Source organism: Labrenzia sp. ATLA3 (assembly GCF_057180185.1).
Genome location: NZ_JBXUKV010000003.1, coordinates 708,344 through 722,203, shown reverse-complemented (window position 1 = coordinate 722,203; position 13,860 = coordinate 708,344). Strand labels below are relative to the sequence as shown.

The following is a 13,860-nucleotide window of genomic DNA, read 5'->3' as shown; positions in this document are numbered from 1 at the left end:
TTCCTCCGTTCAAACGAAACTCTGGAGCCCACGTGAGCCGGACCTATACGCCCCGGGAAATGCTGGAGAAACTGATCTCCTTCAACACCGTTTCCGACCGAAGCAACCTCGACCTCATCGCCTTCGTCGAAGACTATCTCGGCCAATGGGGCGTCGCCTGCGGGCGGGCGCTGGACGAAACCGGCCAGAAGGCCGCCCTTTATGCCCGTATCGGCCCGGAGGTTGATGGCGGGACTGTCCTGTCCGCCCATACGGATGTGGTTCCGGTGGCGGGTCAGGCCTGGTCGCAGGATCCGTTCACCGCCTGGGAGGAAAACGACCGGCTTTACGGGCGCGGAGCGGCGGACATGAAGGGCTTTGCTGCGACGGTGCTTGCCAAGGTGCCGGACTTCGTCAACGCGCCGCTCCGACGGCCGGTCCATATCGCCTTGTCCTATGACGAGGAAACCGGCTGTGACGGAGCCAGGGTGCTTATCCCTGAAATGCTGGCCAACGGCCCGCGTCCTTCGGTCGTGATCGTGGGTGAACCGACCAGCATGAAAGTCGTCACCGGGCACAAGGGCATCACCGTGCTGAAAACGCGTATCCAGGGGCACCCGGTTCATTCCAGCCAGTTGCACCGGGGCGTGTCGGCGATTTCGACTGCCGCCAGGCTGATCGGATGGCTGGATGCCAGAACCGCGGAAAACCGGGCCAAGGCAGATCCGGAGTGCCCGTTCGAACCGCCTTACACCACCTTGCATTGCGGCACCATTTCCGGGGGCCAGGCGCATAACATCACCGCCCAGCACTGCGAATTCGTGACTGATATCCGGCTGTTGCCCGGTGAGCACGCACAAGACTGGGTCGCGGCCTACAGGGCCTTTATCGAAAACGATGTTTTGCCCGCTATGCAAGCCATCTCGCCGGACTGCGGCATCGAGGTGCGTGAACTGGCCTATGTGCCGGGACTTTCCGAAGAGCCGGACGGGCTGGCCGAGACGACCGCAAGGCGTCTGACAGGTGATAACAGCCGCAACGTCGTGGTCTATGCCACCGAGGGCGGGATCTTCCAGGAGCACGGCCTTTCCACCGTGGTCTGCGGCCCCGGATCCATCGATCAGGCCCATCAGCCGGACGAATTCATAGCCCTGTCCGAACTCGACCGTTGTGCTGTCTTCCTAGACAAAATGATAGACAGGTTGTCGCAATTTGACTGCTAAACAGGTTTGAACTCAGAGGCTTACAGTGTCATAGTTGCAATTGATACGACTGGCGCCTGGTCCTGGCAGGGGGATGCGCCATTGAAAAATGCCGAAACCGGAAATCGAGGGCACTATGATCAAAAGAACAGTTGTCATCGCCGCAGCGATGCTTGCGGCGGGAACGGGGTCTGCTGTTCAGGCAGAGACACTCAAATATGCCTTTCAAGGCGCGCTGAACGCGCTTGATCCTTACAGTCTCAACGAGACTTTCACCCTTTCGTCGCTCGGCAACGCCTATGAAGGTCTGACCCGGCGCGGCGCGGATCTGGCAATCGAGCCGGCGCTGGCCGAAAGCTGGGAGATCATCGAGCCGAATCGCTGGCGTTTCCACCTGCGTAAGGGCGTAAAGTTCCACAACGGCAACGACTTCACGGCAGAGGACGTTGCCTTTTCCGTCGACCGCGTCCGCTCGGAAGGCTCCGACCTGACCACCCGTGTCCCGGCCGATGCCAAGGTCGAGATCGTTGACGACTACACGGTCGATTTCGTTCTGACCGGACCGAACCCGATCCTGAACTACGAGTGGGATACGTTCTACATCATGGACAAGGAGTGGACGACCGAGAACGACGCGGTCAAAGTCACTTCAGCCTCCGACACCACGCCCAATTATGCCGCTCTGCATGCCAATGGCACCGGACCGTTCAAGATCGTCACCCATGAAGCCGGTGTGAAGACCGTCTACGAAAAGTTCGACGGCTGGTGGGATGAAGCCAAGCACAATATCGATACGGTGGAATTCACGCCGATCGGGTCCGATGCAACGCGCGTTGCCGCGCTTTTGTCGGGCGAGATGGACATGGTCTATCCGATCCCGGTGCAGGACATCAAACGCATCAACGACAATGCGGGAACCGTTGCGCTGACCGGTCCGGAACTGCGCACGATCTTCCTGGGCATGGACCAGATGCGTGACGAGCTGCTGTATTCCGACGTCAAGGGCAAGAACCCGCTCAAGGATGCCCGTGTGCGCAAGGCCTTCTATCAGGCGATCGATATCGAGGGCATCAAGAAGAAGGTCATGCGGGACCTGTCCAATCCGTCTGCCATCATGATCTCACCGTTGCTGTTTTCCAAGTCGGACGAGTTCGAGCGTTATCCTTATGACCCGGAAGCCGCCAAGGCACTTTTGGCCGAAGCCGGTTATGCGGACGGATTTTCCATCGGCATGGACTGCCCGAACGACCGTTACGTCAACGACGAGTCGATCTGCCAGGCCGTTGCGTCCATGCTGGCCCGCATCGGCGTGAAGGTGAACCTCAATGCCCAGCCCAAGGCAAAATACTTCGCCAAGATCCTGGCTTCCGGTGGTTACGACACGTCGTTCTATCTGCTCGGCTGGACCCCTAGCTCCTTCGACAGCTGGAACGTTCTGGACAACCTGATGAACTGCCGCGACGAATCCGGCAAGGGTTCTCCGTTCAACAACGGTGGCTTCTGCGACGAGAAGATCGACCAGCTGACCGATGAAATCCTGGTCGAGATCGATCCGGAAAAGCGTGACAACCTGATCGCCGAAGCGTTCCGCATCAGCCACGAAAACGCCTACTACATCCCGCTGCACCAGCAGAGCCTGGCATGGGGCGTTTCCGACAAACTGGACGTTGTCCTGCGCGCTGACAATCAGTTCAAATTCCGCTTCGTGACCAAGAACTGATCCGTAGACACAATACATGACGCTCCCGGCAATCGCCGGGGGCGTATTTTCATGACGAAAGCACTCAAAGAGCCGAAATGATTGGATTTGCAGCGCGCCGCATCTTGCAGGCGTTGATTGTCATGCTGGTGGTCGCCCTTCTTGCGTTCACGATGTTCCGCTTTGTCGGCGATCCCATCAACCAGATGGTCGGCATCGAAACCTCGATCGAGGAACGGGAAGCCTTGCGCGAACGCCTGGGCCTGAACGACCCGGTGGCGGTCCAGTTCTTCCGTTTCATCACCAATGCCGCGCAGTTTGACTTCGGCACGTCCTATCAGTTCCGCCAGCCGGTGTCAGAGCTTTTCGCCAAGCGCATACCGGCCACTCTTGAGCTCAGTTTCACCTCGGCCCTGTTTGCATTGATTGTCGGCATTCCCATGGGAATCTATGCCGGTCTCAACCGAGAATCGCCTATTTCCAAGCTGTTTCTGTCGGTGTCGCTGATCGGCATTTCGCTACCGACGTTCTTTATCGGCATCCTGCTGATCTTTCTGTTTTCCGTGACGCTGCAATGGCTGCCCAGTTTCGGCCGCGGCGAGACCGTTCAGATCGGCTCCTGGTGGACGACCGGCTTTCTGACAATTTCCGGATTGAAGGCACTGATTCTGCCGTCGATCACGCTCGGTCTTTATCAGATGACGTTGATCATGCGCCTGATCCGCGCAGAGATGCTGGAGGTCATCCGGACCGACTACATCAAGTTCGCCCGGGCCCGGGGACTGCCGGACCGGCTGGTGAACTTCCGGCACGCCCTGAAGAACACGCTGGTTCCGGTCATCACCATCACCGGCCTGCAGCTTGGCGCTATCATCGCCTTCGCGACCATCACCGAGACCGTTTTCCAGTGGCCCGGAATGGGGCTGATGTTCCTGCAGGCCGTGCAGAACGTCGATATTCCCATCATGTCCGCCTACCTGATGCTGACGGCCTTCCTGTTCGTGACGATCAATTTCATCGTCGACATCCTTTACTTCTTCATCGACCCGCGCCTGCGCGTCGGCCGGCCATAAGGGAGACCGACGTCATGCCTTTCACCACCAACGAAGAAGACCAATCCACGGTTCAGAATGCGGCAGCGCCAGTGCAGGAACAGGGGCGTATAGCCCGGTTCCTCGACAGTGACCTGTTTCATTCGTTCCTGAAATCGAAGATCACCGTCGTGGCTGCCAGCGGGACCTTCATCCTGTTCCTTCTGGCCTTCCTCGCCCCCTGGATCGCACCTCATAATCCGTTCGATCTGGCGTCGATCTCCATCATGGATGCCCGCGTGCCGCCGGTCTGGATGGAATATGCCGACCCCCGTTTCCTGCTGGGGACGGACGATCAGGGCCGCGACATGCTCTCTGCCATCTTCTACGGCATGCGGATCTCGTTGATCGTCGGCTTCTGTTCCGTCATCGCCGCCGCGGTCATCGGCATCTCGATGGGGCTGGTTGCGGGGTATATGGGCGGCCGCGTAGATGCCATCATCATGCGAATAGCCGATGTGCAGCTCACCTTCCCGGCTATCCTGATTGCCCTTCTGATCGACGGCGTCGCCCATGGCATTTTCGGTTCAATCGACCGGGAAGTCTTCGCCTTCTACATCCTGATCGCTTCGCTGGCGCTGTCCTTCTGGGTGCAATATGCGCGCACGGTGCGCGGTTCCGCCATGGTGGAGAAGAACAAGGAATATGTGCAGGCTGCCCGCGTGATCGGCATTCCCTCGGTTATCATCATGGTGCGTCATATCCTGCCGAACGTCACGGGACCGGTGCTGGTGATCGCGACCATCAACCTGGCCCTCGCCGTTGTCACAGAGGCAACCCTCTCGTTCCTGGGTGTAGGCATGCCGCCCACCCAGCCGTCGCTCGGCACGCTGATCGCCATCGGCAACGACTTCCTCTACTCCGGGGAATGGTGGATCGCCATTTTCCCTGGTCTCGCGCTGGCGCTGCTGGTGCTGAACGTCAACCTTCTGGGCGACTGGCTGCGCGACGCCCTCAACCCGAAACTCAGGTGAGGCCGGTATGAGCGTTCTCGATATCAAGGATCTGAGGGTCGAGTTTCCGGGCCGCAAATCCGTTTTCGTCGCCGTCGATGACGTCACCTTGAGCGTCGATGCCGGTAAGGTGCTCGGCGTTGTCGGGGAATCGGGTGCCGGCAAGTCGACCGTTGGCAATGCGGTGATCGGCCTGTTGCAGGAGCCGGGCCACATTGCCGGTGGCGAAGTCTACCTTCACGGCAAGCGCATCGACCAGTTGCCCTACAAGGAAAAGCGCCGTCTGCGCGGCCGCAAGATCGGCATGATCTTTCAGGATCCGCTGACATCGCTCGATCCGCTGCAAACAGTGGAAAGCCAGCTCCTGGAGACAATCCGAACCCATCTGCCGCTTTCGCGATCGCAAGCCCGCCAGCGGGCAATCGAACTGATCGAATCCGTGGGCATTCCCGATGCGTCGGAACGGATCAAGCAGTATCCGCATCAGTTTTCCGGCGGCATGCGCCAGCGGGTGGTGATTGCACTGGCACTGTGCGCGGAACCGGAACTGGTGATCGCGGACGAACCGACAACAGCGCTCGATGTCTCGATCCAAGCTCAGATCCTGGACCTGATGAAGAAGCTGTGCCGGGAGCGAAACGTCGCGATGCTGGTCATCACCCACGACATGGGCGTGATTGCCGACATTACCGACCATGTGGCGGTGATGTATCACGGCGAACTGGTGGAGTATGGCGAGACCACACAGGTGCTGGGTGCGCCGGAGCACCCTTATACCCAGAGCCTGATTTCCGCCGTGCCGCGTCCGGACATCAAGGTCGAGCGGTTTCCGGTGGTCAACTACATCGAGAAAGCCGGAACCCCGCAAAAGCAGATCGATATTGCCAGCCATTGGCTCGGCAAGGCACGCGACTACGAAAAAGTCACCGGCCCGCTGGTCCAGATCAAGGATCTCGAAATGCGGTTCGAGACCCGTGGTTCGATTTTCCCGTCCAGGCGCAAATATTTCCAGGCCGTCAAGAAGGTCAGTTTCGATATCAACGAAGGCGAGACCTTCGGCCTTGTTGGCGAAAGCGGGTCCGGCAAATCGACCATCGCGCGGCTGATTACCGGCCTTTATCAACCGTCCGGAGGCTCGATCCTGTTCGGCAAGACCGAGCTGACGTCACTCAAGAATCGCAAGGACGTTCTGGCGATGCGCCGCCAGATGCAAATGATCTTTCAGGATCCCTATTCCTCGCTGAACGCACGCATGCGCGTCAGCGACATCATCGGCGAACCGATCAAGTTCCACCGCCTGGCCTCGAGCAATGCCGAAGTGCGCCAGATTGTTGATGACCTGCTGGACCATGTCGGCCTTGGCGCGGCAGCCGGCAAGAAATTTCCGCATGAGTTTTCCGGCGGTCAGCGCCAGCGCATCTCCATTGCACGGGCGCTTGCCACGCGGCCACGCTTCCTGATCTGCGATGAGCCGACCTCGGCACTCGACGTATCGATCCAGGCACAGATCCTGAACCTTCTGAAAGATCTTCAGCAGGAACTTGGCCTGACCATGCTGTTCATCAGCCACGATCTGGCCGTGATCCGGCAAATGTGCAACCGCATCGGCGTCATGCGCCATGGCGAACTGTGCGAGGTTTCCGATTGCGACCAGCTTTTCGAAGCGCCCCAGCACCCCTACACGCGCGAACTCTTGAACCTGATGCCATCGCTGGAACTGCTGTCGCGCGCCAACCTCGCGACGGCCTGACGGATCCGGCGGCCCTGCCGCCGGACTCTCCAAGCCTTTGATGATGAGTCTTTTTTCAGATTCGCCCGAGTCGCCTGCTTGACTCGGAGCCATTGCCTGATTCTCCGGGAGCGGCAAGTCGATAACCACAAAGCAGTATGGACCGGGCAGTTTTTGCCGCCCAGGCCCCATGGCCATCGGCGCACAAATAGAACCTTCCTGACGAAAGCGCGAATCCCATTCGTTAATAGAAATTAACCATGTTTTTCTTCTGCGAGCGAAAGTAAAAAGGGAGAGCCTCTCGGCCCTCCCGTCAATATAGTACACCCCAAAATAACTTTCGCCCAAAGGACCTGAAAATACTGGCCTTCAATACTTGGTGGCCATTTAAAAAATTATGCTGGCATACTACCCAGAAATCGGTTTCGCTCAAGTTGCGCACTGCACAAATGGTCGGCAGCCCTGCCGGTGCACTGCGTCCATGACAGGCATCTGGCCCTCCGCGATGCCCCTCGGCATTGCCTGGCTTTCGTCGTTCCCTCATTTTGGAACTGTCCAAAGGGCGTGCCGAAAATGTCTTCAGTTGGCTCACGACCCGGTTCCAGCACAAGCAATCTAGATATGAGAGCCGACCGGCGATGCCGAAAACGTCTTTTATTTCAATTCTTTGGTCTTTCTTTCTTGCAATCGCGGTAGTATGCCTGCTGCTTGCGTTGGCAACTGCGAGCGGCCAAGTCACTGATGCCGCTACGTCCGTTAAGATTTTCGGCTCTCGCAGCGCCTTATTTTTCAGCATGTTCTCTTCGATTTTTTCCCTTCTGGGTCTGTCCTTCTCCCTCAACACGTCTGTTGGCCGGCCGTTGTCGCTGGTCACGGCGCTGGCCAGCGGTGCACTGCTTGCCCTTTCGGCTGCTCTGCTCCTGTCGGGCCCGGCTTCCTCCCAGGCCAATGCTCCGGCACTCGCCGCTGCTTTCCTGATGGTGCTGAGGGCATTCGGCGTCGTTCTGCTGCCGCCAAGGGGCGATCTCAGCGGCGTACCGCAAGCCGCCAGGTCTGCCCTGCTGGGGCTTCTGGCGGCGGCTGCCTGGTGGTGGATCCTCGACCGAAATCAGGCTCCGGTGGCGCTGGCCGCTGCGCTGCTGCTCTCCTGGCCCCAGCTTATTGACGGCATCAATGCCTTTGCGGACAAGGTCTTTCACAAGGCCGCACTCGCGGCAGGCGCCCGCGATATCGCGCCCGGTACCTTCACCAGGGTCGCCCAGGCCCGCGATATCCTGATCGACAAGGCCGCCGTGATGTCCGGACCAGACCTGATGGTCACCAACGTCATGGCATTCAACAACGACCCGAAAACACTGCTGGCTGTCGCCGCCTCCGCCGAAGCCGGATCATCGCATCCTGTCGCCCTGGCCCTGCGTGAGCTCGCCAGCCAGTGGCAGGTTGGCCTCAAGATGCCGGACAGATTCGAACCGACACCGGGGCTCGGCGTTGTCGCGCTGCTCGGCGGGCAGACGGTGGTGATCGGCACGACGGACCTTTTGAAGCGGCTCAAGATCGACAGCTTCACCGCAGATGCCATTGCCCGGTCTTTGGAAGCCGATGGCAAGACGGTGCTGCGTGTTGCAGTCGGCGGGCGCGTCGTCGGTGTGCTGGGTCTGGAAGGGACACTGCGTCAGGACGCGGGCGTTGCCGGGATGGCGCTGCGCAAGGAAGGCCTTGTGCCGTGGCTTTTCAGCGGCGACAACCCCAACACCCGCCGTGCACTGGCTAGCATGCTTGGCCTGGAGCTGACCGACAGTCCGAAACCGGGAGAAACAGCCTCCGAAGCGGCCTCCCGCTGCTTTCCGGATGCGGCCCCTCTGGTGTTGACCCTGTCTCAGGATCGCATGGCGCTGGAGTTGCGTCAGGGGATAGCACCCGAAACTGGTAGCCCTGTTGACGGAAACACGCCCCTTGCAGTCAGCGACACGGACGACATCGGCGCCTTTCCCGCATTGAAGGCGCTGGCCATGCGCCGGAACCTTCTGGCCGTCCATGCCCGCCGGGTTCTGTCGGGCCTCTGGCTTTGCGCTGGCCTATGCGGTGCGTCCACCGTCTTGCCCCTGTCCGCTGCGCCCATTGTGTTCGGGGTCTGCCTGGCAGTGCTCTGGACGTTTGCCCGGTTTTCCGTCGCTGATACCCTGCAGCGGAACAAGTGACCCAGGCGGTCTCGAAATGTGGAACCAAATTTGCGGTTGAGCGCCTTTACAGCCCTTTGGTGCTGGTGTTTATCGGCTCGTGACACTTTGTGAGTGCATTGAGGGATGAGGCGACATGAGCGACACCAAGACACCAAAACTGCGGTCCACCGCCTGGTTCGACAATCCCGACAATCCGGGCATGACGGCACTCTATATCGAGCGTTACCTGAACTTCGGACTCACGCGTGAAGAACTGCAGTCCGGCAAGCCGATCATCGGCATTGCCCAGACGGGATCCGATCTTTCGCCCTGCAATCGCCACCATCTGGAACTTGCCAAGCGCGTGCGGGAAGGCATCCGCGACGCCGGCGGGATCGCTTTTGAATTTCCGGTGCATCCGATTCAGGAAACCGGCAAGCGCCCGACCGCGACCCTGGACCGGAACCTGGCCTATCTCGGTCTCGTCGAACTGCTCTACGGCTATCCCATCGACGGTGTCGTGCTGACCATCGGCTGCGACAAGACCACCCCCGCCTGCCTGATGGCCGCGGCGACCGTGAACATTCCGGCCATTGCGCTGTCCGTCGGACCGATGCTGAACGGCTGGTACAAGGGCGAGCGCACGGGCTCCGGCACCATTGTCTGGAAAGCACGCCAGATGCTTGCCGCAGGCGAGATCGACTACAACGGCTTCATGGACCTGGTGGCCTCCTCCGCGCCCTCCGTCGGCTATTGCAACACCATGGGCACGGCAACGACCATGAACTCGCTGGCCGAGGCCCTGGGCATGCAGCTTCCAGGTGCTGCCGCCATTCCGGCGCCCTATCGGGAGCGCGGTGCGATTTCCTATGAAACCGGCAAGCGCATTGTCGACATGGTACGAGAGGACGTGAAACCCTCCGACATCATGACCCGCGAAGCTTTCGAGAATGCGATTGTCGTCAACTCTGCCATCGGCGGCTCGACCAACGCGCCCATCCACCTGAACGGCATTGCCCGGCATCTGGGTGTCGAGCTGGATAACGACGACTGGCAGGAGATTGGCCATGACGTGCCGCTGCTGGTCAACCTGCAGCCGGCCGGTGACTATCTCGGCGAGGACTATTTCCACGCAGGCGGGGTTCCCGCTGTCGTGGCCGAGCTGATGCGAAACGGCAAGCTGCCGCATCCGGGAGCGCTCACCGTCAACGGCAAGGGCATTGGCGACAATTGCGACGGCGTCGTCACCGATCTGCCGGACGTGATCAAGCCTTTCAACATGCCGATGAAGGAAAAGGCCGGCTTCATCAATCTGAAAGGTAACCTGTTCGATAGCGCGATCATGAAGACCAGCGTGATCTCGGAAGAATTCCGCGACCGGTATCTGTCCAATCCGGACGATCCGGAGGCTTTCGAAGGCCGCGCCGTGGTTTTCGAAGGGCCGGAGGACTATCACGACAATATCGACAATCCGGATCTTCAGATCGACGAGCACTGCATGCTGTTCATTCGCGGCACCGGCCCGATCGGCTATCCCGGTGGTGCGGAAGTGGTCAACATGCAGCCTCCGGCTGCCCTGATCAAACAGGGGATCACGTCACTGCCGTGCATCGGCGACGGCCGCCAGTCGGGCACTTCCGGCTCGCCCTCCATCCTGAACGCTTCCCCGGAAGCAGCCGCCATGGGTGGGCTGGCTCTGCTGAAAAGCGGTGACCAGGTGCGTATCGACCTGAGAAAAGGCACCGCCGATATCCTCATTTCCGACGAGGAACTGGCGCAGCGCCGTGCGGATTTGGAGGCGGCCGGCGGCTTCAAGGTTGCGGAGAGCCAGACACCCTGGCAGGAGATCCAGCGTGCCATGATTGGCCAGTTCGACAAGGGCATGGTGCTGGAACCGGCGGTCAAATATCAGGACGTCGCGCATACCAAGGGCCTGCCCCGGGACAATCACTGAGCCGTTGCAGCTTCGACTGTCCGGTTTTTGAACGCCGAACCAGCCCTGGCTCGGCGTTCAATACGCCTATGGCTGAACGGAACGGAGGTTTTGAATTGTCCGCTCCCCGGCAAATCTGACATGATCCCGCGATCGCCTGCCGGAACAGACGGCTCGGCCACGAGAACCGGAGGATGCTTGACATTTCCTTCTTGACGATTACGTAAACGTCATGCTTGAAAGGGAAACTACAGGCTCCGGCCCAACTCAAACGGGAGAAAAGACATGTCCTTGGAAAAGCTTACAGAAGGTGTCCGTGCAAAGGTGGCCGGTGGCGGCATTGAAGAAGCCGTCAAGTTCGATCTCGGCGAGACCGGCGTCATCTTCCTGCAAGGTTCCAGCGTTTCCAATGAAGACGCCGACGCAGACTGCACCATCAAGATGTCGGCAGAAGACCTCGATGACCTTCTCTCCGGCGAGCTGAACCCGACCGCGGCCTTCATGGGCGGCAAGATGCAAGTGGAAGGCGACATGAGCGTTGCCATGAAGCTTGGCAGCATCGTCTAGGCGATTTTCAGCAGAGCCTTTCAAGCCGGTCCCGAGGGCCGGCTTTTTTTGTTCCGTCGCTCTGCCTCGCTTTCAGCCTTTCCTCACCACACCTCATCCTGAGGAAGCGCGTGAGCGCTGTCCCAAAGGAAGAGGTGGTGAGGAGAAGGGCGGGCGTCGGACATGTGGGCTGGTCATCTGGTCGGCAAACAAAAAAGCGGCGGGCAATGCCCGCCGCTTGAGTGTTCTATTGGTCCAAACCCTTACTGGTTGGTTATGATTTCCGGTCCCATGAGGCTGTACGGCAGCCACGTGGAAAGGGCCGGAATGTAGGTCACCATGACGAGGAACAGGAGCAGGATGAGCACGAACGGCGCCGCCGCCTTGACCACCTGCACAAGACTCATTCCCGTTATCCCCGATGTGACGAACAGGTTGAGCCCGATTGGTGGAGTGATCATGCCGATCTCCATGTTCACGACCATGATGATGCCGAGGTGAACCGGATCGACGCCGAGTTCCATGCCGATCGGGAACACCACCGGTGCCACGATCAGGAGCAGGCCGGACGGTTCCATGAACTGGCCGCCAAGCAGCAGCAGCAGGTTGACCGCCACCAGGAAGGTGAACCAGTTGAAGCCGGCTCCGACCATCCAGTCGGTGATCGTCTGGGGAATTCGCTCCGACGTCAACACATGGGCAAACAGCAACGCGTTGACGATGATGAACATCAGCATGATGGTCGTCTTGGCCGCGTCCACCATCACCTTCTTGGTGTCCTTATGGAATACGGCTGGAAAGAATTTCCAGACAATCAGTGCGATATTCCGGCCCCAGATCTTCACACCGACACTATAGATCGACGGCAGCTCTGCAGGGCTGACGCGGCCACGCAGAAGCGGATAGCCGATCAACGCGGCAATCAGGACGATGGCACTGTCGATGCCAAAAAAGCCCATTCTTTCCGTAGCCAGCGCAGCGATGCCCGACCAGGCGAACATAGCTGAAAAGCCGTAGGTGATGGTCTTGAAACCGGCCAGCCCCAGCGGGCCGTCCATTTCCTGCACCCAGGTGATACCGTTAAGCGGACCCATGTCGCGATAGACGAAGAGGGCAACAAGGCAGGCGTAAACGGCGGCCACGGCTGCAGCTTCCGTCGGGGTGAATATACCCCCGTAGATGCCGCCCAGAATGATGACCATCAGGAACAGGCCCACGGCCGCTTCCATCATGGCGTGCCAGATTTCCTTGAAGCCCGGCCACGGCTGGGCCGGCAGGTTCTTGACCCGCGCCATCACATAGATGGCGATCATCAGCATCAGACCGGCGATCAGGCCCGGCACAACGCCCGCCAGGAACATGCGGCCGACGGAAACGTTGGTTGCGGCCGCATAAACCACCATGACGATGGACGGCGGGATCAGGATACCGAGCGTACCGGCATTGGCGATGACGCCTGCGGCAAACTCTTTCGTGTAGCCTGCCTGCCGCATGCCGGCGATGGCGATGGTGCCGATTGCGACCACGGTTGCGGGCGAGGACCCTGACAGCGCGGCAAACAGCATGCAGGCAAAGACGCCCGCAATCGCCAAACCACCCCGGATCGAGCCGACGGCTGCAATGGAGAAGCGGATGATGCGCTTGGCAACACCCCCCGTCGACATGAAGGCCGAGGCCAGGATGAAGAAGGGAATCGCCAGGAGCGTGTAGTTCTGCGACGCCGTGAACAGCTGCAAAGCCACCGACGAGATAGAATCTGTAGAGAATATGGCAATCGCCAGAACGCTGGATAGCCCAAGCGAAATGGAGATCGGAACGCCCAGGAACAAGAAGCCCAGGACGAGAATAAAGAGAATTGCTGCTTCCATTTACCCGGCCTCAGTCCTTCAAGACGTCTTTGTTTTCGGCGACGAGGTCTTCCGCCTCATGCGCGGCGATCATCATCTCGCGCTCGCCAATAATGATCTGCCAGGCCGCCTGGATGCAGCGGAACATGAACAGGAACAGACCAACGGGCAGGATCAGATAGGCGACCCAGCGCTGCACGCGCTCTTGCATGCCGAAGGTTTCGATTAAGAAATTGGGATAGCGCAGGTCATCAAGGCCGATGCCGATCTTGTACATCTTCGACCAGTAGTCGATGGCGCCGCCTCTGGTATCCAGACCGAAGATATGCAGCCATCCCGACCAGAGCAGGGTAAGCGCATAGACGACGCCGCAGAGCGCACCGAACACGGCAGCAGCCCTGAACACCGGCTTTGGAAACAGGCGAATGACCGCATCAACACCCAGATGCGAACCGATTTTGACGCCATAGCTCATGCCGAACAGAATCAGCCAGGCGAACAGGATACGTGTGAATTCCAGGGCACCGGTCCAGCCGGAATTAAAGCCGTATCTCGCCACCACCTGGGTGAAGGATACGATGGTCATCGCCGCCAGAAGAAAGGCGAGTACACCTTCCTCGAAGCGCGTGACCCAATTGTCGACGCGTTGCATGCGTTTCCCCCGAATTGGCCTTTGTTTATCAGCGTGGCCGCCGGCATGGGTGCGCGGGCGGTAGAAGGAC

10 protein-coding genes are annotated in these 13,860 nt (G+C 59.5%); 8 read left to right on the top strand and 2 right to left on the bottom strand.

Annotated elements, in window-relative coordinates:
- The first annotated feature begins 32 nt into the window (after nucleotides 1-32).
- The 8 genes from argE (at nucleotide 33) to AC2A6O_RS11280 (ending at nucleotide 11,312) form a co-directional block, all read left to right on the top strand.
- A complete protein-coding gene (gene argE / locus AC2A6O_RS11315) occupies nucleotides 33-1,202 on the top strand; it encodes an acetylornithine deacetylase (protein WP_498927037.1) in 1,170 nt (389 codons plus the stop codon).
- Nucleotides 1,203-1,317: 115 nt separating this feature from the next.
- Complete coding sequence (locus AC2A6O_RS11310) at nucleotides 1,318-2,901, top strand: ABC transporter substrate-binding protein (protein ID WP_148583210.1); 1,584 nt, start codon at nucleotides 1,318-1,320, stop codon at nucleotides 2,899-2,901.
- Between the two features lie 77 nt (nucleotides 2,902-2,978).
- On the top strand, nucleotides 2,979-3,953 hold the full coding sequence (locus AC2A6O_RS11305) for an ABC transporter permease (RefSeq protein WP_148583211.1): 975 nt from the start codon (nucleotides 2,979-2,981) through the stop codon (nucleotides 3,951-3,953).
- Nucleotides 3,954-3,967: 14 nt separating this feature from the next.
- Nucleotides 3,968-4,945, top strand: a complete 978-nt coding sequence (locus AC2A6O_RS11300) for an ABC transporter permease (RefSeq protein WP_498927035.1) — start codon at nucleotides 3,968-3,970, stop codon at nucleotides 4,943-4,945.
- 7 nt (nucleotides 4,946-4,952) lie between these two features.
- Nucleotides 4,953-6,674, top strand: a complete 1,722-nt coding sequence (locus tag AC2A6O_RS11295; RefSeq protein WP_498927033.1) for an ABC transporter ATP-binding protein — start codon at nucleotides 4,953-4,955, stop codon at nucleotides 6,672-6,674.
- Between the two features lie 773 nt (nucleotides 6,675-7,447).
- Nucleotides 7,448-8,851 (top strand): HAD family hydrolase, encoded by a 1,404-nt coding sequence (locus tag AC2A6O_RS11290; RefSeq protein ID WP_498927031.1) that lies wholly within the window; start codon nucleotides 7,448-7,450, stop codon nucleotides 8,849-8,851.
- Nucleotides 8,852-8,966: 115 nt separating this feature from the next.
- On the top strand, nucleotides 8,967-10,766 hold the full coding sequence (locus tag AC2A6O_RS11285; protein WP_498927029.1) for an IlvD/Edd family dehydratase: 1,800 nt from the start codon (nucleotides 8,967-8,969) through the stop codon (nucleotides 10,764-10,766).
- A gap of 264 nt (nucleotides 10,767-11,030) precedes the next feature.
- Nucleotides 11,031-11,312: an SCP2 sterol-binding domain-containing protein gene (locus AC2A6O_RS11280; RefSeq protein ID WP_148583215.1), complete on the top strand. Its 282-nt coding sequence runs from the start codon at nucleotides 11,031-11,033 to the stop codon at nucleotides 11,310-11,312.
- A 242-nt stretch (nucleotides 11,313-11,554) separates the two neighbouring features.
- On the opposite strand, the gene AC2A6O_RS11275 is transcribed toward AC2A6O_RS11280, so the two are convergent.
- Both AC2A6O_RS11275 and AC2A6O_RS11270 read right to left on the bottom strand, forming a co-directional pair.
- Nucleotides 11,555-13,159, bottom strand: a complete 1,605-nt coding sequence (locus AC2A6O_RS11275) for a TRAP transporter large permease (protein WP_148583216.1) — start codon at nucleotides 13,157-13,159, stop codon at nucleotides 11,555-11,557.
- Between the two features lie 10 nt (nucleotides 13,160-13,169).
- A complete protein-coding gene (locus tag AC2A6O_RS11270; RefSeq protein WP_148583217.1) occupies nucleotides 13,170-13,790 on the bottom strand; it encodes a TRAP transporter small permease in 621 nt (206 codons plus the stop codon).
- Nucleotides 13,791-13,860 lie beyond the last annotated feature (70 nt).